This is a genomic window from Massilia sp. GCM10023247, from assembly GCF_042653325.1.
In the GTDB taxonomy this organism is placed as follows: Bacteria; Pseudomonadota; Gammaproteobacteria; order Burkholderiales; family Burkholderiaceae_D; genus Telluria.
This window is the reverse complement of record NZ_JBHSIB010000022.1, coordinates 14,562-35,809: the sequence shown is the minus strand read 5'-3', so window position 1 is coordinate 35,809 and position 21,248 is coordinate 14,562. Positions and strand designations below refer to the sequence as shown.

The window sequence follows — 21,248 nt, the reverse complement described above, 5'->3', positions numbered from 1 at the left end:
TCAGGCTTAGGCTTTGGGTGTTCGAGAAGGAGGTCGTATGTGGCCGATCGCTGGTTCCGTTGCGCTTGCTGCTTATTTGCTCGCAAGCCTGCTCACAGCCGTGGCCGGCCATGCTGCCCAGGCCGCGGAGCTGCCGGCCTCGAAAGGCTCGCTCGTCATCATCGGCGGCGCCCTGCGTCCGGACAACGCCGCCGTCTGGGAGCGCATCGTGGCGCTGGCAGGCGGGCGCGGCGCGCGCATCGCGGTGTTCGCCTCGGCGTCGGCCAACCCCGAGAAATCCGGCGCCGCGCTGGTCGAGCGGCTCGCCAACTACGGCGCCAACGCCTTTTTCGTCCCCGTCGCCGTGCGCCTGACCGGCACCGATTACCAGGCCGCGGCCGACGACCCGAAGATTGCCGCCGCCGTACGCGCCGCGGGCGGCGCCTATTTTGCCGGCGGCGACCAGGCCCGCATCACGCGCGCCCTGCGCCGCCCCGACGGCAGCAATACCCTGGTGCTCGACGCGCTCTGGGACCTGTACCGGCGCGGCGGCGTCATCGCCGGCAGCAGCGCCGGCGCCGCCATCATGAGCAGCACCATGTTCGGCAACCCGAAGCCGGTACTGGCCACCCTGAAGCTGGGCCTGACCGATGGCCAGGAAATCACGCAGGGCCTCGGCTTCATCGGCAACGACGTGTTCGTCGACCAGCACCTGCTGGTGCGCGGGCGCTTCGCCCGCATGCTGCCGGCCATGCTGCAAAAAGGTTACAAGCTGGGCCTGGGCATCGACGAGAACACGGCGATGATCGTCGGTCCCAACCGCGATGTGGAGGTGGTCGGCTACAAGGGCGCGCTGGTGGTCGACTTGTCGGGCGCGAAGGCGCAGCAGGGCGCCTTCAACGTCAGCAACGTCAAGCTGAGCTACCTCGATAACGGCGACCGCTTCAACATCGCCAGCCACACTTTTACGCCGGCGCCGGACAAGGCCGACGGCCGGCTCGATCCGGCGCGCCCGTACTATCGCGAGCCGCTGTTCTCGGCCGACATCCTCGGCAACAGCACCGTGGTCGACCTGATGGGTAAACTCATCGACAGCGACCAGCCCGATGCGATCGGCCTCACCCTCGACAGCGCGCAGGGCGTGCAGCCCGAGCTCGGCTTCGAATTCCGCTTCTCGCGCACGGGCGAAAGCGTGGGCTACATGTCGGCCGCCACCGAGGCCTATTCGGTCTATAACGTGCGGCTCGACATCCGGCCGATCGTGGTCAAAAGGCCGCTCTACCAGTACAAATAGGGCAGACCCAGGCAGGGCGGATAAGCCATGGATATCGCCGTGCAAAAGTTACATGGACTTGCCTGATTTTCGCCCGCTTCCATGTTTCCTAGTTTATATTGTTTCCAGTAACTTTCGGTCACGCCGAGGATGGCTTGCGCGAAGGTGTGAACCTTGACGGAACAATTCATCGGGAACGACATCCGAAGCGAAACCGGAGGGACAGTGAGAGAGCGTGCTCTTTGGGCAGCGGTCATTGTATCGTTGGGTGTCATATTAGCCTTGTGTGAGTGGGCGCTCCAGAAAGCTGGCGACAATGCCCTGTCTGCACATCAGACGCAATGGGATTGCCTGGCTGAACAAAACCACAGGCTGGCAGCTTGCCGGCCAGGATTGGCGCTCCCGATGGAAGACATGGATTACTGTCCGGAGGCGGTCCAGGTCTGCAAGAAGAAGCATGTTTATCAAGCTGCCGAGCGTGCCGACGAGGCGTACCTGGCCTGGTATCCGCGCAGGGGCTTTGTCATCGCGTCAATGTTGGTGGCAACTGGCGCCCTTGTATTGCGCCTTGCCGGCTTGCAGCTCATGCGATGGCGACGTAGCCGGGCGCGCGGCAGGCCGCCCTGATATTCGGAGCGTCGTGCTCGCGGCGCCGACCAGGCGATGGCCAAGGCGCAATCGCTCGGGAGCGCGACCTTGCCCGCAGGCCCCATGCCAGGATTACAATGCCGGGATTCGATTTCCCGAGGACACTCCATGCTTCGATCCCTTTCGCGCCTGCTCGCCGCCGCTACCCTGTCCGCCGCCGCTCTGGCGCAGGCTGCCCAACCGGCCACCGTCCGCGTCGACTACACCCACAGCGGCAATGCCCTGTCCGACAGCTACGCCCTGGAGCAGGTGCTGATCGAACCGCTGCCCTGGCCGGGCGACACGGCGAAAAACCTGGACGACACGAATCGCGGCCAGAACCGGGTCGAGGTGGTCGACGCAAAGACGGGCGATGTGCTGTATTCGCGCGGCTTTTCCACCATCTTCGGCGAGTGGCGCACGACGGACGAGGCGAACAAGATGAGCCGGGCGTTCCAGGAATCGGTGCGTTTTCCCAAACCGGACCGGCCGGTGCGGGTGCGCATTTTGAAACGCGACGAGCGCAATGCGTTCTCGGTCGCCTGGAGCGTCGAGATCGACACCGACGCGCTCGAGGTGGTGAGGAAGCAGCCGCCGCTGCCCGTGAAACCGATTCCGGTGCGGGTCAGCGGGCCGTCGCCGCAGAAGGTCGACCTGCTGATCCTGGGCGACGGCTACACGCAGGCGGAGATGGCCAAGTTCGAGGCCGATGCGCGGCGCCTGTCGGCGCACCTGTTCTCGGTCTCGCCGTTCAAGGAGCGCGCCGACGATTTCAACGTCTGGGCACTGGCCATGCCGACCCGCGAGTCGGGCGTGTCGCGTCCCTCGACCGGCGTGCACCACGCCTCGGAACTCGGCACCCGCTACGACATCTTCGGCAGCGAGCGCTATGTGCTGACGCTGGATAACCGGGCGCTGCGCAGCCTGGCCCAGCACGCGCCCTACGAATTCATCGAAATCCTGGTCAACAACGACACCTATGGCGGCGGCGGCATCTTCGGGCAATTCAGCACGGCGGCGGCCGGCAACGCCTGGGCCGATTACCTGTTCGTGCACGAGTTCGGCCACCATTTCGCCGGCCTGGCCGACGAGTACTACACCTCGCCGGTGGCCTACGCGGCCAGCAGCACCCGGATGGAGCCGTGGGAGCCGAACGTCACCGCGCTGCGCGACCCGACCCAGTTGAAATGGAAACGCCACGTCAAGGCCGGCACGCCGCTGCCGACGCCCTGGCCCAAGGCGCAGTACGAGGAAGCATCGCGCGCCTACCAGAAGCGGCGCGCGGCGCTGCGGGCGCAGAACCGGCCCGAGAGCGAGATGAATGCGCTGTTCCGGGAAGACCTGGCCGCCACGCGCGCCCTGTTTGCAAAACAGCCCTACCGCCACGCGATCGGCGCCTTCGAAGGCGCCAACTACGAGGCAAGCGGCTACTACCGGCCGGCCATGCAGTGCCTGATGTTCGACCGCAGCGAGGCCTTCTGCCCGGTGTGCCAGGACGGCATCAGCGACATCATCGACTTGTACGCCGGGCCTGTGCGCCGATGATGCCGCCTTGGTCGCAAATGTAACTGCGAATGTAAGCTTTGTAACGCGGCTGCAATCTGTGGGATGGCGAACAGACCCTTGCGGGGCGGCGGGACTATTCTGGGGTCAACACTTAGCAAAAAGTTAAGACTCGGGCCCAGACCCGCACCCACCATCGCATCGAAAGGAAGCACCATGAACAAACTGCTCGCCACCCTGATCGCCGGTTTCCTGGCCACCAGCGCCTACGCCCAGACTGCCGTTACGACGACGACCACCACCACCGCGCCGCACACCGCGGTCACCCAGTCCACCACCGCCAACACCGAAGCCGTCGTCAAGGCGGAAGCGCGCGCCGAGGAAGATGTCGCCAAGGCCGAAGCGAAGGAAATGAAGGCCGCGGCCAAGGCCGACGAAAAAGCGTCCAAGGCGATTGCCGACGCCCAGGAAAAGAAAGCCAAGGCCCATGCCAAGGCCGTGAAGGCGCATGCGAATGCCGCCGAGAAGATTACCAAGGCCGACCCGGAAGACCGCGCCAAGGCGATCGCCAAGGCCGAGGAAAAGGTGTCGGAAGCGAACTTGAAGGCCGAGAAGACCATGATCAAGGCAGACGAGAAGTCGCTCAAGGTCCAGGTTGACGCCGCCGCCGACAAGGCGACCGCCGCGGCCAAGACCGAGCAGGTGCGCGCGGAGGCGATGGCCGACGTGCACAAGGCGGCGGCCAAGAAGTAAGCCGCAGCCAGACAAGCAAATGCCGGCGTAAGCCGGCATTTTTTTTCAGGTAGCGATGGAAACCGTAGGGCGGACGGCTTCGCAGTCCACGCGTTCAACCAGGGTATGCAATGCAGTGAATCGGTGTGCACCGGTGCGTTGAACGCGTGGACGGGAAACCCGTCCACCCTACATCACTCGCCGGTCGAGCGCATCGCCAGGTCGGTCGCCTTCAGCTTGGCCGACAAGGGTTTGCCCTTGCGCGCGCGCTTGCCGAAGTGCGGTTCCAGCCCGGACGCGAACAGCTCGACCACGCGCGGCTTGGAGCCGGCCCAGGTACCGATCACGTTGACGCCTTTCTGGCTGATCGGCTGCGCCGCCAGCAGCGTTTCCTTCGGATCGAGGTCGATCAGGGTCACGCCGCGCCCGCCGTTGGTGAGCACCTTCATCTCGTCGATGCCGAACACCAGCACCTTTCCGCTGCTCGACAGGCAGGCGACGGCGCCGGCATGATCAAGCACGACGCGCGGCGCCAGCGGCACAGCGCCGGCGTCGAGCGTGATGAAGGACTTGCCGCCCTTCAGGCGGCTGACCATGTCGCCCGCCTTCGAAACGAAGCCGAAGCCGTTCGAGGCGGCCAGCAGCAGGCGCGTGTCGGCCGGGCCGGCAAAGTAGTGCAGCAGGCGCACGCCGCCCGACAGGTCGACCAGGGTCGTGATCGGCACGCCGTCGCCGCGCGCGCCGGGCAGGGCGGCCACCGGCACCGAATAGGTCTTGCCGTTGTCGCCGATGCCGACCAGGGAGTCGACCGTGCGGCACTCGAAGGCGCTGCCCAGCGAGTCGCCCGCCTTGAAGGTGAACTGGGCCGGGTCGTGGCCGATGCCGGTGCGCGCGCGCACCCAGCCTTTTTCGGAGATGATGACCGTGACCGGCTCGTCGATGATCTTCTGCTCGGCCGTGGCGCGCTGCGCTTCCTCGATCAGGGTGCGGCGGTCGTCGCCGAACTGCTTCGCGTCCGCCTCGATCTCGCGGATGATCGTGCGCTTCATGGTCGACGGGTTGGCCAGGATGTCTTCCAGCTTGTCCTTCTCGCCGCGCAGCTGCGCCAGTTCCTGCTCGATCTTGATCGCTTCCAGGCGCGCCAGCTGGCGCAGGCGGATTTCCAGGATGTCCTCGGCCTGGCGCTCCGACAGCCGGAATTCCTCGATCAGGGCCGCCTTCGGCTCGTCCGAGTTACGGATGATGGCGATCACCTTGTCGATGTTCAGGAGGACGATTTCGCGGCCTTCCAGGATGTGGATGCGGTCGTTGACCTTGCCCAGCCTGAACTCGGTGCGGCGCTTCACCGTCACGAAGCGATAGTCGATCCACTCCTGCAGGATGTCGTTCAGGCCCTTCTGGCGCGGGCGGCCGTCGCCGCCGATCATCACCAGGTTGATCGGGGCCGAGGTCTCGAGCGAGGTATGCGCCAGCAGCAGGAGCATGAACTCGTTCTGGTCCAGGTTCTTCGACTTCGGCTCGAACACCAGGCGCACCGGCGCCTCGCGGCCCGATTCGTCGCGCATCGTGTCGAGCGAATTGAGGATGGTCTGCTTGAGGGCGATCTGTTCCGGCGTCAGCGTCTTCTTGCCGAGTTTTACTTTCGGATTGGTCAGTTCCTCGATTTCCTGCTGCACGCGGGCGGCGGAGGTGCCCGGCGGCAGCTCGGTAACCACCGCCTGCCACTGGCCGCGCGCCAGTTCCTCGATCTTCCAGCGTGCGCGCACCTTGAGCGAACCGCGGCCGCTGGCGTACATGTCGGCGATCTGCGAGGCCGGGGTGATGATCTGGCCGCCGCCCGGGAAGTCCGGACCCGGCATCAGGGTGATCAGTTCCGCGTTCGAGATCTTCGGGTTGCGGATCATGGCGACCGTGGCTTCGGCCACTTCGCGCAGGTTGTGCGAAGGGATCTCGGTGGCCAGGCCGACCGCGATGCCGGAGGCGCCGTTGAGCAGCACCATCGGCAGGCGCGCCGGCAGCGTGCGCGGCTCGTTGGTCGAGCCGTCGTAGTTCGGCTGGAAGTCGACCGTGCCCATGTCGATTTCGTCGAGCAGCAGGCGCGAGATCGGGGTGAGTCTCGCTTCCGTGTAGCGCATCGCCGCGGCGCCGTCGCCGTCGCGCGAGCCGAAGTTGCCCTGGCCGTCGATCAGCGGGTAGCGCAGCGAGAAGTCCTGGGCCATGCGCACCAGGGCGTCATAGACCGACTGGTCGCCGTGCGGGTGCAGTTTGCCGAGCACGTCGCCGACCACGGCCGCGGACTTGCGCGGTTTCGCCGTCGGGCCAAGACCGAGTTCGTTCATCGCGTACAGGATGCGGCGCTGCACCGGCTTCTGGCCGTCGGCCACGTCGGGCAGGGCGCGGCCCTTCACGACCGAGACCGCGTAGTCGAGGTAGGCGCGCTCGGCGAAGGTCGACAGGGTCAGCGTTTCGATGTCGTCGGCCGGAGCCGCGGCTTGTTCGAAGAGGTTTGCTTGAGTCATAGTTCAGTTTGTTCGATTGTTTTGATGGTGTACCGCGTGCGCATGAATGCGCACCCTACGGGTCACATCGCGCACCATCAAATATCCGCTTCGGTTTCGTTCCCGTGTTCCTCGATCCACGCGCGGCGGGCGGCGGCTTCGCCTTTGCCCATCAACATGTTGAAGCGCGCGCTCGATTCGCCGTGGTCGAAGCCGCCCAGCGCCACCGGCAGCAGGCGGCGCGTGTCCGGGTTCATCGTGGTTTCCCACAGCTGCTCGGCGTTCATCTCGCCCAGGCCCTTGAAACGCGAGATGTTCCACGAGCCTTCCTTGAGGCCGTCCTTTTTCAGCTTGTCCTCGATCGCCAGCAACTCTCCGTCGTCGAGCGCGTACAGTTTCTGCAGCGGCTTCTTGCCGCGCGGCGGCACGTCGACGCGATACAAAGGCGGGCGCGCCACGCAGATGTGGCCGTGGTTGAACAGGGCGGGGAAGTGCTTGAAGAACAAGGTGAGCAGCAGCACCTGGATGTGCGAGCCGTCGACGTCGGCGTCGGACAGGATGCAGATCTTGCCGTAGCGCAGACCGGTCAAGTCGGGCGAATCGCCGTGCGAGTGCGGGTCGACGCCGATCGCCACCGAAATGTCGTGGATCTCGTTGTTCGCGAACAGGCGGTCGCGGTCGGTTTCCCAGGTATTCAGGACCTTGCCGCGCAGCGGCAGGATGGCCTGGTATTCCTTGTCGCGGCCCATCTTGGCGGAACCGCCCGCCGAGTCGCCTTCGACCAGGAACAATTCGTTGCGGGTGAGGTCGGTCGATTCGCAGTCGGTCAGCTTGCCGGGCAACACGGCCACGCCCGAGGATTTTTTCTTTTCGACCTTTTGCAGCGAGCGCATGCGCGACTGCGCCTGCTTGATGACCAGCTCGGCCAGCTTCTTGCCGTACTCGACGTGCTGGTTCAGCCACAGTTCGAGCGGCGGTTTCGTAAACGTCGAGACCAGTTTGACGGCGTCGCGCGAGTTCAGGCGTTCCTTGGTCTGGCCCTGGAATTGCGGGTCGAGCACTTTTGCGGATAACACGAACGAGACGCGTGCGAACACGTCTTCCGGCAGCAGCTTGACGCCTTTCGGCAGCAGGCCGTGCAGTTCCACGAAGCCCTTCACGGCGCCATATAAGCCGTCGCGCAGGCCGGACTCGTGCGAGCCGCCGCTGGGGGTCGGGATCAGGTTGACGTAGGATTCGCGCACCACGCCGCCTTCCTCGTTCCAGGCCACGACCCAGGCCGCGCCTTCGCCTTCGGCGAAGCTTTCGTCGCCGGCGGGCGCATAGGCCGCGCCTTCGAACAGCGGGATCAGGGTCTGGCCGCTGGAACTGGCGTTCAGGGCTTCGAGCAGGTAGCCGCGCAGGCCCTCGTCATAGCGCCAGGTCTGGACTTCTCCGGTTTTTTCGATGGTCAGCGTGACGGTCACGCCCGGCAGCAGCACTGCCTTCGAGCGCAGCAGGCGCTGCAGGTCGCCCATCGGGATGTTCGGCGAATCGAAATATTTGCCGTCGGGCCAGGCGGTGACGCGGGTGCCGTTCTTCTTGCCGCCGCGCTCGAACGGGCTGGAGCTCAAGGGTTCGATCACGTCGCCGTCGGCGAAGGTCAGGCGGTGGATGCCGTTGCCGTCGTCGTCGCGGCGCCAGACCGTGATTTCCAGGCGCTTCGAGAGCGCGTTGGTGACGGAGACGCCGACGCCGTGCAGGCCGCCCGAGAAGGCATAGGCGCCGCCCGAGCCCTTGTCGAACTTGCCGCCGGCGTGCAGGCGCGTGAACACGATCTCGACCGTGGAGACGCCTTCTTCCGGGTGGATGCCGACCGGGATGCCGCGCCCGTCGTCCTCGACGGTCACGGAGCCGTCCGCGTTGAGCGTGACGCCGATGTTCTTGCAGTAGCCGCCGAGCGCTTCGTCGGAGGCGTTGTCGATCACTTCCTGGATGATGTGCAGCGGGTTCTCGGTGCGGGTATACATGCCCGGACGCTGCTTCACGGGTTCGAGTCCCTTGAGGACACGGATGGATGATTCGCTGTAATCGGGTGCGGGTTTCTTGGTTGCCATGCTGATCAGGTTTTGTCGAATGCCTGCGCATTCTATCTTGTCATGAGGAAAAAGCAGGAGCGGCGTGACGGATTGTTCTTGTCAACGCGGAGAAACGTGACTAGATTGATACGCACGGTTGCTAACGCGGTAGCGGCAGCGGGGCAGCCCTGGAAAACCATCGAGAGAGGGCGTGGGCCGAGGATGATACTGTACATGCATACAGTTATTATCGCAAGCTTGGCGTTCCTGGCGCGATCCGAAGCACAACGGCAGGCACGCTTCCCAGGTGGCGCGAACCGGATTTTATATCATGCATGCACAGAAAATTCCGACCGCGGTCCGCCTGCTCGGATTCGAGCCCTGCGAACGCGAACACCTGCGCGCGCTGCTGGCCGCCGCGCCGCGCGCCGGGCCGGTCTACGCCTGCCTGCATGAGGACAGCCTGCAGGAGCCCGACCTCGTGCTGGCCGACGGCGCCAGTCCCGCCGCCCTGGCCGAGCTGAACGGCATGCGCTGCATCCCGCCGGCCCTGCTGGTCGGCGGCAGCGAAGGCGACGGCTATGCGCACCTGGTGCGGCCGCTGCAGCCGGAGGTGCTGCACGAAGCGCTGGCGCGGCTGCTGGCCGAACGCCAGCGCGCCCTGGCGGTGCTGAGCGCGCGCGGCGCGCCGCTGCTGGCCGAACGGCGGCGCTGTCCGCGGCTGCGCCAGGACGACGCCATCGAGAGCGCCCTGCGGCGGCGCCCGCCACGCAGCGGCAAGGTGCTGATCGTCGACAAGGGCGGTGCCTTCCGCGACCATCTGGCCGGCCTGCTCGGCGAGCGCCGGCTGCCGGTCGCCTGGACCGACAGCGCGCCGATGGCGGTGCGCCTGTGCGACGAAACGCCGGTCTCGCTGGCGATGATCAATACCGCGGCGCCGAACATCGACCCGTATGCCCTGAGCCTGGCCATCAAGTCGCAGGAAGGAGCGGGGCGTACCGCAGTGGTGCTGCTGGTCGGCAAGGCCTTCCCCTACGACAGCGAGCGCGCGCGCGACGCCCGCGTGCGTGGCCTGCTCGACAAGCCGGTGGCGGACCGCAGCCTGGTGGCCATGCTGCAACGCTTCACCTGACGGCCCTGCGCCCGCGCCCAGGGCGCGTAAATCATTTGTTACAACTTCGAATCGTGCGCCGCAATGGCAGGGCTATATTGGAGCCATGGCAGACGATCACCCAACGCAACGCGGCGAAGCGCCGGGCCCGCCACTGGAGCCGCGCGCCGACGCGCCGCAGCGCGTGCCCGACCGGCGCTCGACCGACGGGCCGCCGCGCTACAGCCGTCCGGGCGACACTCCGCTGTCGCTGGTCGGCCGGGTCCTGTCCTCGCGCTGGCGCAACCTGCGCGACCGCTTCAGCCGCGATTTCATGCGCCGCACCCTGCGCATCGGCGTCTCGGCCCGCATCTTTCACCCCGAACCCGGGTCCACCGGGCTGCGCAGCAAGAACCTGCAATACCTGGAAGAGTCGATCGCCCAATGGGTGATGTCGCGCGACGTGCTGGTCTTCATGATCCCGACGGTAAACACCAACGGCCTGCTTCATCCGAGCAACATCACGCTGCGCCACTATGCGCGCCATCTCGACGGGCTGGTGCTGCAGGGCGGGGCGGACGTCTCTCCGCAAACCTATTCCGAGCAGCCCACCCGTCCCGAGTGGAGCGGCGACCGCGCGCGCGACCTGTACGAGCTGGAACTGCTGCACGAATTCGTCGAGGCCGGCAAACCGGTGCTGGGCGTGTGCCGCGGCTGCCAGCTGATCAACGTCGCCTTCGGCGGCACCCTGTACCAGGACGTGGCGACCAACGTGCCCGAGGCGCTGGCCCACGTGCATAACGACTACGACGCGCACCGCCACGCGATCGAGTTCGCACCCGGTTCGACACTGGGGCGCATGTTCCCCCATGTGGAGCGGCCGATCGTCAATTCGATCCATCACCAGGCGGTCAAGGAGCTGGGGCGTGGCGTGCGGGTCGAGGCGATGTCGTATCCGGACGGGATCGTCGAGGCGATCCGCTACGAGCCGGCCGATTTCGTGATGGGCTTGCAGTGGCACCCGGAATTCCACCGCGCGGGCGGGCGCGACCTGCTCGACTGCACGCCGGTGCTCGACGAGTTTTTAAGGGCGGCGCGCGAGACCCGGCTGTAGGGCGCGCACGCCTGCAAAATCGCTTGCATCCCATCCGTCCCTTCCTCATAATGAATGAGAATCATTCTCATTTATGTGGAAAGGCACCGCCATGAAAGACCAGTTCGCCAACGACCTTGCCGCGGCAGCGCCGGGCACGCCCCAGCGGGACGCCGTCATGCTCGCTTCCCTGCTGCACCTGATGTCGCACTACACGGCGCGCGACGAGCAGGACCGTCCCTGCGTGCGCCTCGCCTCGGTCATCGAGCGCCACCTGTGCGCGCTGGCGCGCCTGCCCGAGCTCGATCCGGTGCTGCGCGCCACCTGCGAGCAGCTGTGCGAGAAGTGGGCCGGCCTGGTGGACGATGGCATGCCGCGTCCCGTCAAACGCAATTTCATCGAGCGCATCATGGGCACGCGGATGGCGAACCTCGCGTAGGGTGGACTCCCGAGTCCACGCGTGAAGCATGCGCCGCGTTGACGCACGCTTTACGCGTGGAGTCAGGAGCGGTTCGCCGCCCGCTCCACCCTACCTGCGCCGGAACCTGCGTTCGCCGCGGAACCAGTTGATCGCCGCATGCACCATCCCCTCGACGCTGCCCTCGCGCTCGTACTGCTGGCGCAGCAGCGCCGCGTCGCTGCTGCCGGCAGCGGCCGCCGCCAGGTGCTGCAGGGCATCCAGGCTGCCCAGCTCTTCGGCATATGGTTCCATCTTGCGCAGCGTGGCCAGGATGTCCTCGCGGATCGACACGTTGGCGTAGTGTTTCGGGTGCGTGATCGTGCCGTCGAGCCCGAAGCGGCAAGCCTGGAAGCGGTTGTAGTTATAGACGAGGTAGTCGTCCTCGACCGGTGGCTCCTCGCGCCGCAGCAAGAGGTCGCTGCACAGCGCCTGCAGGTAGGCCGCCAGCGCGGCGGCCCGTTCCACGGTCAGCGGGGTGTCGCAGACGCGCAGTTCGATGGTGCCGTATTCGGGTTTCGGGCGCAGGTCCCAATAAAAATCCTTCATGCTCTTGATGATGCCGGTGCGCTCCATCTTCGCGTAATAAGCCGTTTCGAACTCCTGCCAGGACAGGGTAAAGGGCGCCCGTCCGCTCATCGGGAAGGCGAACACGGAATTCAGGCGTGCCGAATCGAAATGGCTGTCGTGTCCCTGCACGAAGGGAGAAGAGCTCGACAGGGCGATGAAGTGCGGGATGTAGCGGTTCAGTGCGTGCAGCAGGTACATGGCGTTGTCGCCATTGCCGCAGCCGATGTGCACGTGCTGGCCGAACACCGTGAACTGCTTGGCCAGGTAGCCGTAGAGCGACGATAAATGCTCGAAGCGCGGCTTGGCGAAAATCTTCTGTTCCGACCAGTGCTGGAAGGGGTGGGTGCCGCCGCCGGCAATCCCGATGTTCAGGGTGTCGCCGGCCGCGACCAGGGTGTCGCGGATCTCGAGCAGCTCGGCCAGCAGCGGCGCGTAGCGCGAGTGCACGCTCGAGTTGATTTCGATCATGCTCTCCGTGATCTCGGGCGTGACGTTGCCAGGAAAGGGTTTGCGCGAGAGCAGGTGCAGCAGGTCGGGGCTGGCGGCCGTCAGGTCGAAGTCCGACAGGCTTACCAGCTGCAGTTCGAGTTCGACGCCGAAGGTCAGCGGGGTGGAGGGTGTGAAGGCTTCAAGCGGCATGGCTGGACTCCGGTCGGGTCTGCGGTGCTTCACGCGCCCACATCAGGGCGCGCTGGATGATGATCGGGCCGAACACTTCGAGCAGCATCGTCACCGCCGCAACCGACTGCAATTGCTCGACCAGGTGCACGCCGGCCAGGCGCGCATGCTCGAGCAGCAGGATGACGAATACCGACAGCGGCGCCAGCGCCACCCCGGCCAGCGCGCCCTTGCGCCAGGAGATGCCCGACAGGTGGGAAAAAGCGGCAACGCCCGCCGTCTTGGTGAGCAGGCGCGCCAGCACGATGACGACCGCCAGCAGGCTGCCGGCGACGACGTTTTCCCAGTCGAGGGTGGAGGCGGCGAACACGAACAGCAGCACGGTGAGCAATTCGCCCAGCGCCCCGAAGCCGCGCTGGGCCTGGCTGAACGCGACCCGGCGGTGGCGCGCCACCAGGCCGAAGGCGAGGGTGGCGACCACCGGCGACAGCCCGCCCGCATGGGAGATGGCCACCAGCAGGATCACGGCCAATGCAAAGGCGACGGTTGCATCCAGGCGCGGGTTCCTGAGCCCGCGCAGCAGGGCCGGCACGGCGAGCCCGAATACGGCGCCGGTCAGCAGCGACACGGCCAGCAGCACCAGGCTGTTCCAGATGGCGTCGCCCAGGTCCTCGAAGGTACGAAAAATCCAGAAGCCGATCACGACGTTGAAGGCGAACACGGCCAGCACGCAGTTCTGGGCTGTCAGGTGCAGCACGCGCTCGGTCACCTGGCCCGAGCTGCGCTGCTCGTTGATGACGCGCACCACGGTCGCCGGCGAGGTCGCCATCGCCAGCGAGGCCAGCATCAGGGCGGTGAGCTGGGGCGTGCCGAAGGCGAGCGCGATCAGGTAGACGGCCACGAAGGTGGCGAGCGACTCGACCAGCCCGCTGATGCCGATCCAGGGATTGTTTTTCAGCCAGCGCAGGTTGATCCGGTAGCCGAGTTCGAACAGGATCAGGCCAAAGGCGACATCGGCCAGCTTCGATACGGCGCCGCCGTCCGGCGCGGGCAGCACGCCGAGCTGGGGAGCGGCCAGCGCGAAACCGACGAGGCCGTAGAAACTGATGCGCGGCAAGCTCGTGACGCGCTGCCCGAATTCCCCGGCAATCCAGGCGACCGCGATCGCGAAGGGCCATGCGAGGTTGCTGAGGAAGGACAGCAGGTCGGGCATGCAAGTTCCTTGTAATCGGTAGGGAAAGCAGGTAATAAAGGACCCACAGCGGCAGGGTCGGACGCGTGCTGATCTTTTGCCGATTTTACAAGGCGGCGTAGAGGACACCCGCGCACGATTGGGCTGGTTTGCGAAGACGAGTTCGTTGTCATGGGCGGCGTCGCGCTCTAGAATGGCGATCTGCGCCGCGACGGCGGCGTCCGGCCCGGGGACTGTCTCCCTTGCCGCTCACTTTCCTTCGTTTATTCCACCATTCATTCGTCGACTTTGCCCGACGCGCCTTCATGTCTTCCCAACCGCCCCGCCAGCCGCAAGCCCGTCCGCCGATTCGCCTGACCGCCCAGGTCCTGACCTGCGTCGTGTTTTCGCTGATCGCCTTCGCCATCATCTTTATTGCGCAGGACGCACCGCGCAGCGTGTTCGTGGGGCCGATGGATTGGAGCACCCAATTCCTGTTCGGGCTTGGGCTGTCGGCGCTGGCCGCGGTGGGATCGTACGTGAGCTTCCGCCTGACGGCGCAATCGGAGGCGACCCGGAATACGATCACCGCTTACGGCAAGCTCGACCTGTCGGGCCTGAATCCCTTGTGGATCAGCCTGGCGGCGGCGATCGGCGAGGAACTGCTGTTCCGCGCGGCGCTGCAGCCGCTGCTCGGGGTGTGGATCACCTCGCTCATCTTCCTGCTGACGCATACGCCGGTGTACCAGTTCCGCAAGATCAACCGGGCGACGCTGGTGCAGGCGGCGGGCGTGTTCGGCGCCAGCGTGGCGCTGGGCTTCATTTACCAGTATGTCGGCTTGCTGGCGGCGGTGATGGTGCATGCCGCGCTGGATGTGGTGGGTTTATATGTGGTGCGCAACGTCGTGCGCCTGCAGCGATTGTAGGGTGGACACCCGTGTCCACGCCTTAAGCGGCCGCGGGTGCGCACCAAACAACGGTTACTTACTGAGCAGGCGCATGGCCCGTTCCAGCCCCTCAATGGTCACCGGGAACATGCGGTTGTTCATGATCTGGCGGATGAGGGCGATCGATTGCCGGTATTGCCATAGACTTTCCGGTTCCGGGTTGAGCCAGGCGAACTTCGGGAAGGCGTTGCAGAAGCGTGCCAGCCATTCGGCGCCGGCTTCCTCGTTGTGGTATTCGACCGAGCCGCCGGGCGCCATCACCTCGTAGGGGCTCATGGTGGCGTCGCCCACGAAGATCACGCGGGTGTCGGGCGGGTATTTGCGCAGGATGTCCCAGGTCGGGAAGCGCTCGGCGTGGCGCCGCCGGTTGTCCTTCCACAGGTAGTCGTAGACGCAATTGTGGAAGTAGTAGAACTCCATGTTCTTGAATTCGCTCTTCGCCGCCGAAAACAATTCCTCGGTGCGCTCGATGTGATCGTCCATGGTGCCGCCGACGTCGAGCAGCATCAGCACTTTGATGCGGTTCTTGCGCTCGGGCTGCATGCGGATGTCGAGGTAGCCGGCATTGCTGGCGGTGGCGCGCACCGTTTCGTCGAGCGCGAATTCATCCAGCGCGCCGCTGCGCGCGAAGCGGCGCAGGCGGCGCAGCGCGACCTTGATGTTGCGGGTGCCGAGTTCGCGCTCGTCGTCGTAATCCCGGTAGGCGCGCTGGTCCCAGACTTTCACGGCGCTGCGGTTGCGCCCCTGGCCGCCGATGCGTATGCCCTCGGGATTGGTGCCGCCGTGCCCGAAGGGCGAGGTGCCGCCGGTGCCGATCCACTTGCTGCCGCCTTCGTGGCGCTCTTTCTGTTCCTTGAGCAGCTGGTTGAGGCGATCCATCAGCTTGTCGTAGCCGAACTTTTCCAGCGCCGCCTTCTGTTCGGGCGTCAGCTCGCGCTCCATGCGCTTGATCAGCCAGTCGAGCGGGATCTGGCCCTTGCCGGTGTCGAACACGGCCTCGATGCCCTTGAAATAGCTGCCGAAGGCGCGGTCGAACTTGTCGAAATGGGCTTCGTCCTTCACCAGCGTCAGGCGCGCAAGGTAATAGAACTCGTCGAGCGAAGGCGCGATCACGCTCTTTTCCAGGGCTTCGAGCAAGGTCAGGAATTCCTTGATCGAGACCGGGACCTTGGCATTGCGCAGGGCGAAGAAAAAATCGATCAGCATGGTGTTTAATTGCCGGCGGCACGCCGGGTCAGCAGGTAATGCAGGTGGGTCTTGATTTCGATCCACTCGCCGCGCACGATGCTGTACATGACGGTGTCGCGTACGGTGCCGTCGCGCCGTGCGACGTGGTGGCGCAGTACGCCATCCTTCTTCGCGCCCAGCCGTTCGATCGCCTTCTGCGAGGCGACATTAAAATTATCGGTGCGAAAACCGACCACGGCGCAGCCCAGCGTGTCGAAGGCGTGCGAGAGCAGCAGCAGCTTGCAGCTGGTGTTGACCGCACTGCGCTGCACGCTTTTCGCATACCAGGTGTAGCCGATCTCGACCCGGCCGATCTCCGGCACGATGTCGTGGTAGCTGGTCGTGCCGAGTACCTCGCCGGACGAGGAATCGACCACCGCGAAGGCGACCCGGTTCGGCGTTTCCAGCGCCGTGTGCACATAGGCCTGGGTACGGTGCGGTTCCGGCACCGAGGTCACGCGCAGGTTCCACAGCTCGCCGTCGGCGGCGGCCAGGCGCAGGCCGTCGACGTGCTCGAGCGTGAGCGGTTCGAGCCGCACGCCGTTGAATTCGAGCGTGACCGGCGCTGCCTGGATCATCGGTTGGTCCTCGACATGGCGATCAGGCGCTCGAACAGGTGCACGTCCTGCTCGTTTTTCAGCAGCGCGCCGTGCAGCGGCGGCACCACCATCTTGCCGTCCTGGCTGTGCAGGGCCTCGGTCGGGATGTCCTCGGCCATCAGCAGCTTGAGCCAGTCGAGGAATTCCGAGGTCGAAGGCTTTTTCTTGATGCCGGGGACGTCGCGCACCTGGTAAAAACTTTGCAGCGCGGCCGCCAGCAGCTCGCGCTTGAGGCGCGGGAAGTGCACCTGCACGATGTCGGCCATCGTCTCGCGGTCCGGGAACTTGATGTAGTGGAAGAAGCAGCGGCGCAGGAAGGCGTCCGGCAGCTCCTTCTCGTTGTTCGAGGTGATGATCACCAGCGGGCGGTGTTTCGCCACCACCATTTCGCGCGTCTCGTAGACGTAGAATTCCATGCGGTCGAGTTCGCGCAATAAGTCATTCGGGAACTCGATGTCGGCCTTGTCGATCTCGTCGATGAGCAGCACCACCGGCTCGGGCGCGGTAAACGCCTGCCACAGCACGCCCTTGACGATGTAGTTGTGGATGTCGCGCACCCGCTCGTCGCCGAGCTGGGAATCGCGCAGGCGCGAGACGGCGTCGTATTCGTACAGGCCTTGCTGGGCCTTGGTGGTCGACTTCACGTGCCACTGCAGCAGCGGCATGTTCAGCGCGGCGGCCACCTCTTCGGCCAGCATGGTCTTGCCGGTGCCCGGCTCGCCCTTGATCAGGAGCGGGCGCTGCAGGGTGAGGGCGGCGTTCACCGCCAGTTTCAGGTCGTCGGTCGCGACATAGCTCTCGGTGCCTTCGAAGCGGGTGTGGGCTTGCATACGCGTTATCGTCAGGAGGAAAATCCCGAGTATATGCCAGAACTTGCGCGCCGGATCGAGGGGCGCACGACGTTGGTAGACTGCAACCTTCTGTTGGGCTAGAATCGGCAGGTTGGTACTAAGTTAAGTTTCTGTGCGGTAGCGGTATTCGATTAAAAAATCTTGCGATTCCCACCATGAAAAAACTTTTGGCAGTACTCGTTCTCGCCGGTTGCGCCGCTTCCGCGTCCGCCGCCGATGTCGTCGGCAATCCGAAGGCGGCTGCGAGCAAGATCGAAATGTGCATCGGTTGTCACGGCATTCCCGGCTACAAGACGACCTTCCCCGAGGTGTATCAAGTGCCGATGATCGGCGGCCAGTCCGCCAAGTACATCGAATCCGCCCTGCACGCCTACAAGAAGGGCGACCGCAAGCATCCGTCGATGCGCGGCATCGCGATCAGCCTGTCCGAACAGGACATCGCCGACGTCGCCGCCTACTATTCGCAGCAGAACGCCCAGAGCCGCAAGTAAGGACCACGCCATGAAAAAACTGATCATCGCGCTGGCCCTCGGCGCCGTTTCGTTTCAAGTAGCCGCTGCCGACGTCAAGCGCGGCGAAGAGCTGACCAAGAAGTACAACTGCGCCTCCTGCCACGGCGCCGATTATAATAAGCCGATCGACCCGAGCTATCCGAAGCTGGCCGGCCAGCATGCGGACTACATCGCGCACGCCCTGAAGGCGTATAAACGCGGCGGCGACCAGGCCAACGGCCGCAGCAACCCGATCATGGCCGGTTTCGCCCAGCCGCTGACCAACCAGGACATGATCGACATCGGCGCCTACCTCGCCAGCCTGCCGTCGCAACTGGTCGTTCGTAAATAAGTCGGCTGCGCCTGCAGGCGCGGTCAGTATCCGATCCCCCGGAACCGGCTCGATGGCCGGATCCGGGGGATTTTATTTTTTGCGCCGCGCGCGCTTGCACTGGAGTTTGTCTTGCAGTCCGTCTCACCCGCTTATCTGAAAACCAACCTGCTCAGCGGCCTGACCGTGGCGCTGGCCCTGGTGCCCGAAGCGATCGCCTTTGCGCTGGTCGCCCACGTGTCTCCGCTCACCGGCCTGTATGCCGCGGTGCTGGTGTCCTTCATCACCTCCGCCTTCGGCGGGCGCCCGGGCATGATCTCGGGCGCGGCTGGCGCGCTGGCCGTGGTCATGGTGGCGCTGGTCGTCGAACACGGCGCGCAATACCTGTTCGCGGCAATCATATTGATGGGCGTGTGGCAGATGCTGTTCGCGGCAGCGCGCCTCGGCAAATTCATCCGCATGGTGCCGTATCCGGTGATGCTCGGCTTCGTGAACGGCCTGGCGCTGGTCATCTTCATCGCCCAGTTCGGCCATTTCAAGGTCGACGGGCAATGGATGCAGGGCGCGCCGCTCTACACCATGCTGGGACTGGTGGCGGCGACGATGGCCGTCATCTACATCACGCCGCGCATCACGACCGCCGTGCCGGCGACCCTGGTCGGCATCCTCGCCGTGACCGTCGGCGCGGCCCTGCTCGGGATCGAATCGAAGACCGTGGGCGACCTCGGATCGATCGGCGGCGGCCTGCCGGCCTTCGCGCTGCCCGACGTGCCGTTCAACCTCGAGACCTTCTGGATCGTGCTGCCGTATTCGCTGGTGCTGGCCGGCGTCGGCCTGATCGAGTCGCTGCTCACATTGACCCTGGTCGACGAGATCACCGAGACGCGCGGCCAGCCGAACCGCGAGTGCATGGCGCAGGGCGCGGCCAACGTCGTCACCGCCTGCTTTGGCGGCATGGGCGGCTGCGCCATGATCGGCCAGAGCATGATCAACGTGAACAACGGGGCCTACGGCCGCCTGTCGGGCATCGCGGCCTCCGCCTTCCTGCTGTCCTTCATCCTGTTCGGTTCGAGCTGGATCGAGCAGATCCCGCTGGCCGCCCTGATCGGCGTGATGTTCGTCGTCTGCGAAAAGACCTTCGAATGGGGTACCTTCCGCACCATCGGCAAGGTGCCGCGCGCCGACACGCTGGTGGTGGTGCTGGTGGCGGCGATCACCCTGGTGTTCGACCTCGCGGTAGCGGTGATCGTCGGCGTGATCGTCTCGGCGCTGGTGTTCGCCTGGCAGCACGCGAAGCAGGTCAAGGCGACCACCTCGGTCGATGCCCAGGGCTGGAAGGTGTATGAGCTCGAAGGCACGCTGTTCTTTGCCTCGAGCGCGAATTTCAACGAGCTGTTCACGCCCAAGGACGACCCGCAGGACGTGGTGGTCGAGTTCCGCCGCGCGCGGGTGGTGGACCATTCGGCGATCCAGGCGATCGACGCCCTCGCCGAGCGCTACCGGGCGCTGGGCAAGCGGCTGCACCTGCGCCACCTGAGCCCGGACTGCCGCGAATTGCTCGGCAAGGCCAGCGACATGATCGAAGTGAATCTGCTGGAAGACCCGCGTTACCGGGTCGCGGACGACAAGCTCGGTTAAACCCGGCAAGCACAGGAAGGGATACAAAAAAGCGGCCTTGGCCGCTTTTTTTGTATCGTTCTTTTAACGTGTCGCGCGCCTGCGCACGCATTCGATATACGCCTCGGTATCGGGCGGCACGCCGCCGCGTTGCGACTTCCAGATCATCTCGCCGAGACACTCCATGATTTCGTGGTGGGCCTCGTGCTCGCCGATGCGCGACACCAGCAGGTCGTGCGCGGCCTTGATGCCGCGCGGCTGGTCGATCGAGACTTGCTCGGCGATCGACAGGTGCATCGACAGGTGCAGGAAGGGGTTCGGCTGGCCGCCCTCGACCGAATAGTCGCGCGCGACGGCTTCGTCGGCGTCGAACAGGGCTTCGTGGTATTCGGGATGCTGGACGATCCAGTCGGCGGCGATGGCGTCCATCGGGGTCAGGACTTCACCGGCGCGTTGCTTGCGGTAGGCTTCGCAGAAAAAGCGGCGCACGTCGTGCGAGGACGGTGTAAACATGGTCGGGGAGTAAAAACGGGAAGGGGCCGTCATTGTAGCCGGATGGCGCGGGACGTGCCGGCGGCGCCCGCAGTATCCTGCAATCGGTATGATGAAGCGGTATATGCAAACTCGACAAGGAAAAGGCATGACGGAGCTGAACGTGATGTCCGATGACGGGCATGCCTTGCATGCCTACGACCAGGGGCCGCGCGATGGCCGCGCGCTCCCGGTGTTCTGGCTGCACGGCACGCCCAACATCGGCCCGCCGCCGGCGCCGCTGGCGGCCGATGCGGCCCGGCTCGGGCTGCGCTGGATCGGCTACGACCGGCCCGGCTACGGCGCTTCCACCCGTCGCGAAGGACGCACCGTGGCCGCGGCAGCGGCGGATGTGGCCCGCATCGCCGATGCCCTCGGCATCGGCCGTTTTGCGGTGGTGGGGCATTCCGGCGGCGGCCCGCACGCGCTGGCCTGCGCCGCGCTGCTGCCGGCACGCGTGCTGGCGGCCGTCAGCATCGCCGGCCTGGCGCCTTATGGCGCCGAGGGGCTCGACTGGTTCGGCGGCATGCACCCCTGCGGCGCGGCGGGCCTGCGGGCGGCAGTCGCGGGGCGGGCGGAGAAGGAAGCATACGAGGCGTCCAACCCCGCATTCGACCCGGCGCTGTTCACCGAAGCCGACCGGGCGGCGCTGGCGGGGCCATGGTCCTGGTTCGACAGCGTGGTCGGGCCTGCCATGGCGCAGGGGCCGGGAGGGTTGATCGATGACGACCTGGCTTACGTGACGCCCTGGGGATTTGACTGTGCGCAGCTTTCCCGGCCGCTCCTCCTGCTGCACGGGGGCGAGGACCGGATCGTGCCGAAAGACCATGGCGCCTGGCTGGCGCGGCACTGCCGGACGGCCGCGCTGTGGCAGTTACCGCAGGACGGGCATATCTCGGTGCTCGCCTGCGCCCCGCGTGCGCTCGACTGGCTGAGGGAACAGGCGGCAAGCGCGGCCGGCACGCGCTAGGCACGCCGGCCGGCAG

Annotated in this window: 20 protein-coding genes; 12 read left to right on the top strand and 8 right to left on the bottom strand. The window is 65.6% G+C overall.

Features of this window, described 5'->3' with window-relative positions; genetic code table 11:
* Positions 1 to 37 precede the first annotated feature (37 nt).
* From ACFPAH_RS16925 to ACFPAH_RS16910, 4 genes are all read left to right on the top strand, one after another.
* Entirely contained in the window at positions 38 to 1,273 is a 1,236-nt protein-coding gene (locus ACFPAH_RS16925) for a cyanophycinase (RefSeq protein WP_379747622.1), read from the top strand.
* A 384-nt stretch (positions 1,274 to 1,657) separates the two neighbouring features.
* A complete protein-coding gene (locus tag ACFPAH_RS16920; protein WP_379747620.1) occupies positions 1,658 to 1,879 on the top strand; it encodes a hypothetical protein in 222 nt (73 codons plus the stop codon).
* A gap of 129 nt (positions 1,880 to 2,008) precedes the next feature.
* Positions 2,009 to 3,424, top strand: a complete 1,416-nt coding sequence (locus tag ACFPAH_RS16915) for an IgA Peptidase M64 (protein ID WP_379747618.1) — start codon at positions 2,009 to 2,011, stop codon at positions 3,422 to 3,424.
* Between the two features lie 174 nt (positions 3,425 to 3,598).
* Positions 3,599 to 4,135 (top strand): hypothetical protein, encoded by a 537-nt coding sequence (locus ACFPAH_RS16910; protein ID WP_379747616.1) that lies wholly within the window; start codon positions 3,599 to 3,601, stop codon positions 4,133 to 4,135.
* 173 nt (positions 4,136 to 4,308) lie between these two features.
* Here the strand turns inward: ACFPAH_RS16910 and parC are convergent, their stop codons facing one another.
* Positions 4,309 to 6,633 (bottom strand): DNA topoisomerase IV subunit A, encoded by a 2,325-nt coding sequence (gene parC / locus ACFPAH_RS16905; protein ID WP_379747614.1) that lies wholly within the window; start codon positions 6,631 to 6,633, stop codon positions 4,309 to 4,311.
* A gap of 77 nt (positions 6,634 to 6,710) precedes the next feature.
* Positions 6,711 to 8,708, bottom strand: coding sequence for a DNA topoisomerase IV subunit B (locus tag ACFPAH_RS16900; protein WP_379747612.1), 1,998 nt, complete (start codon positions 8,706 to 8,708; stop codon positions 6,711 to 6,713).
* Positions 8,709 to 9,000: 292 nt separating this feature from the next.
* Here ACFPAH_RS16900 and ACFPAH_RS16895 point away from each other — a divergent pair, with 292 nt between their 5' ends.
* From ACFPAH_RS16895 to ACFPAH_RS16885, 3 genes are all read left to right on the top strand, one after another.
* A complete protein-coding gene (locus tag ACFPAH_RS16895; protein ID WP_379747610.1) occupies positions 9,001 to 9,801 on the top strand; it encodes a response regulator in 801 nt (266 codons plus the stop codon).
* An 85-nt stretch (positions 9,802 to 9,886) separates the two neighbouring features.
* The gene (locus tag ACFPAH_RS16890; protein WP_379747608.1) at positions 9,887 to 10,873 is read left to right on the top strand and encodes a gamma-glutamyl-gamma-aminobutyrate hydrolase family protein; all 987 of its coding nucleotides are present in this window, start codon (positions 9,887 to 9,889) and stop codon (positions 10,871 to 10,873) included.
* Between the two features lie 91 nt (positions 10,874 to 10,964).
* Positions 10,965 to 11,291: a hypothetical protein gene (locus tag ACFPAH_RS16885; protein WP_379747606.1), complete on the top strand. Its 327-nt coding sequence runs from the start codon at positions 10,965 to 10,967 to the stop codon at positions 11,289 to 11,291.
* 90 nt (positions 11,292 to 11,381) lie between these two features.
* Here ACFPAH_RS16885 and ACFPAH_RS16880 read toward each other — a convergent pair whose 3' ends face one another.
* A complete protein-coding gene (locus tag ACFPAH_RS16880; RefSeq protein WP_379747604.1) occupies positions 11,382 to 12,518 on the bottom strand; it encodes a YbdK family carboxylate-amine ligase in 1,137 nt (378 codons plus the stop codon).
* A complete protein-coding gene (locus ACFPAH_RS16875; RefSeq protein WP_379747602.1) occupies positions 12,508 to 13,710 on the bottom strand; it encodes a cation:proton antiporter in 1,203 nt (400 codons plus the stop codon). Before ACFPAH_RS16875 ends, ACFPAH_RS16880 begins: the two co-directional genes overlap by 11 nt.
* A 284-nt stretch (positions 13,711 to 13,994) precedes the next feature.
* Here ACFPAH_RS16875 and ACFPAH_RS16870 point away from each other — a divergent pair, with 284 nt between their 5' ends.
* A complete protein-coding gene (locus ACFPAH_RS16870; RefSeq protein ID WP_379747600.1) occupies positions 13,995 to 14,594 on the top strand; it encodes a type II CAAX prenyl endopeptidase Rce1 family protein in 600 nt (199 codons plus the stop codon).
* Between the two features lie 54 nt (positions 14,595 to 14,648).
* Here ACFPAH_RS16870 and ACFPAH_RS16865 read toward each other — a convergent pair whose 3' ends face one another.
* Genes ACFPAH_RS16865 through ACFPAH_RS16855 form a run of 3 tightly spaced genes read right to left on the bottom strand, consistent with a single transcriptional unit; the run spans position 14,649 to position 17,271 of the window.
* Entirely contained in the window at positions 14,649 to 15,821 is a 1,173-nt protein-coding gene (locus ACFPAH_RS16865) for a vWA domain-containing protein (RefSeq protein ID WP_379747598.1), read from the bottom strand.
* Between the two features lie 5 nt (positions 15,822 to 15,826).
* On the bottom strand, positions 15,827 to 16,420 hold the full coding sequence (locus ACFPAH_RS16860) for a GNAT family N-acetyltransferase (protein ID WP_379747596.1): 594 nt from the start codon (positions 16,418 to 16,420) through the stop codon (positions 15,827 to 15,829).
* A complete protein-coding gene (locus ACFPAH_RS16855; RefSeq protein WP_379747594.1) occupies positions 16,417 to 17,271 on the bottom strand; it encodes an AAA family ATPase in 855 nt (284 codons plus the stop codon). The genes ACFPAH_RS16860 and ACFPAH_RS16855 overlap by 4 nt, the downstream gene beginning before the upstream one ends.
* Positions 17,272 to 17,447: 176 nt before the next feature.
* On the opposite strand from ACFPAH_RS16855, the gene ACFPAH_RS16850 reads away from it, so the two are divergent.
* From ACFPAH_RS16850 to ACFPAH_RS16840, 3 genes are all read left to right on the top strand, one after another.
* Positions 17,448 to 17,783, top strand: a complete 336-nt coding sequence (locus ACFPAH_RS16850; protein WP_379747592.1) for a c-type cytochrome — start codon at positions 17,448 to 17,450, stop codon at positions 17,781 to 17,783.
* Between the two features lie 10 nt (positions 17,784 to 17,793).
* The gene (locus tag ACFPAH_RS16845) at positions 17,794 to 18,135 is read left to right on the top strand and encodes a c-type cytochrome (protein ID WP_379747590.1); all 342 of its coding nucleotides are present in this window, start codon (positions 17,794 to 17,796) and stop codon (positions 18,133 to 18,135) included.
* A 111-nt stretch (positions 18,136 to 18,246) separates the two neighbouring features.
* Positions 18,247 to 19,752, top strand: coding sequence for a SulP family inorganic anion transporter (locus ACFPAH_RS16840; protein WP_379747588.1), 1,506 nt, complete (start codon positions 18,247 to 18,249; stop codon positions 19,750 to 19,752).
* Positions 19,753 to 19,815: 63 nt separating this feature from the next.
* Here ACFPAH_RS16840 and ACFPAH_RS16835 read toward each other — a convergent pair whose 3' ends face one another.
* Positions 19,816 to 20,244 carry a DUF1841 family protein gene (locus ACFPAH_RS16835; RefSeq protein WP_379747586.1) on the bottom strand — a complete coding sequence of 143 codons (429 nt, stop codon included), beginning with the start codon at positions 20,242 to 20,244 and terminating at the stop codon, positions 19,816 to 19,818.
* A 127-nt stretch (positions 20,245 to 20,371) separates the two neighbouring features.
* On the opposite strand from ACFPAH_RS16835, the gene ACFPAH_RS16830 reads away from it, so the two are divergent.
* Positions 20,372 to 21,232, top strand: a complete 861-nt coding sequence (locus ACFPAH_RS16830) for an alpha/beta fold hydrolase (RefSeq protein WP_379747584.1) — start codon at positions 20,372 to 20,374, stop codon at positions 21,230 to 21,232.
* The last annotated feature ends 16 nt before the right edge of the window (positions 21,233 to 21,248 follow it).

Bases quoted from the DNA above. Each gene is read 5' to 3' on its own strand.
- ACFPAH_RS16850 (WP_379747592.1), top strand. From the start codon at position 17,448: ATGAAAAAACTTTTGGCAGTACTCGTTCTCGCCGGTTGCGCCGCTTCC.
- ACFPAH_RS16830 (WP_379747584.1), top strand. From the start codon at position 20,372: ATGACGGAGCTGAACGTGATGTCCGATGACGGGCATGCCTTGCATGCC.
- ACFPAH_RS16885 (WP_379747606.1), top strand. From the start codon at position 10,965: ATGAAAGACCAGTTCGCCAACGACCTTGCCGCGGCAGCGCCGGGCACG.
- ACFPAH_RS16900 (WP_379747612.1), bottom strand. From the start codon at position 8,708: ATGGCAACCAAGAAACCCGCACCCGATTACAGCGAATCATCCATCCGT.
- ACFPAH_RS16880 (WP_379747604.1), bottom strand. From the start codon at position 12,518: ATGCCGCTTGAAGCCTTCACACCCTCCACCCCGCTGACCTTCGGCGTC.
- ACFPAH_RS16895 (WP_379747610.1), top strand. From the start codon at position 9,001: ATGCATGCACAGAAAATTCCGACCGCGGTCCGCCTGCTCGGATTCGAG.
- ACFPAH_RS16925 (WP_379747622.1), top strand. From the start codon at position 38: ATGTGGCCGATCGCTGGTTCCGTTGCGCTTGCTGCTTATTTGCTCGCA.
- ACFPAH_RS16855 (WP_379747594.1), bottom strand. From the start codon at position 17,271: ATGCAAGCCCACACCCGCTTCGAAGGCACCGAGAGCTATGTCGCGACC.
- ACFPAH_RS16875 (WP_379747602.1), bottom strand. From the start codon at position 13,710: ATGCCCGACCTGCTGTCCTTCCTCAGCAACCTCGCATGGCCCTTCGCG.
- ACFPAH_RS16835 (WP_379747586.1), bottom strand. From the start codon at position 20,244: ATGTTTACACCGTCCTCGCACGACGTGCGCCGCTTTTTCTGCGAAGCC.
- ACFPAH_RS16870 (WP_379747600.1), top strand. From the start codon at position 13,995: ATGTCTTCCCAACCGCCCCGCCAGCCGCAAGCCCGTCCGCCGATTCGC.
- ACFPAH_RS16845 (WP_379747590.1), top strand. From the start codon at position 17,794: ATGAAAAAACTGATCATCGCGCTGGCCCTCGGCGCCGTTTCGTTTCAA.
- ACFPAH_RS16910 (WP_379747616.1), top strand. From the start codon at position 3,599: ATGAACAAACTGCTCGCCACCCTGATCGCCGGTTTCCTGGCCACCAGC.
- ACFPAH_RS16915 (WP_379747618.1), top strand. From the start codon at position 2,009: ATGCTTCGATCCCTTTCGCGCCTGCTCGCCGCCGCTACCCTGTCCGCC.
- parC (WP_379747614.1), bottom strand. From the start codon at position 6,633: ATGACTCAAGCAAACCTCTTCGAACAAGCCGCGGCTCCGGCCGACGAC.
- ACFPAH_RS16890 (WP_379747608.1), top strand. From the start codon at position 9,887: ATGGCAGACGATCACCCAACGCAACGCGGCGAAGCGCCGGGCCCGCCA.
- ACFPAH_RS16865 (WP_379747598.1), bottom strand. From the start codon at position 15,821: ATGCTGATCGATTTTTTCTTCGCCCTGCGCAATGCCAAGGTCCCGGTC.
- ACFPAH_RS16860 (WP_379747596.1), bottom strand. From the start codon at position 16,420: ATGATCCAGGCAGCGCCGGTCACGCTCGAATTCAACGGCGTGCGGCTC.
- ACFPAH_RS16920 (WP_379747620.1), top strand. From the start codon at position 1,658: ATGGAAGACATGGATTACTGTCCGGAGGCGGTCCAGGTCTGCAAGAAG.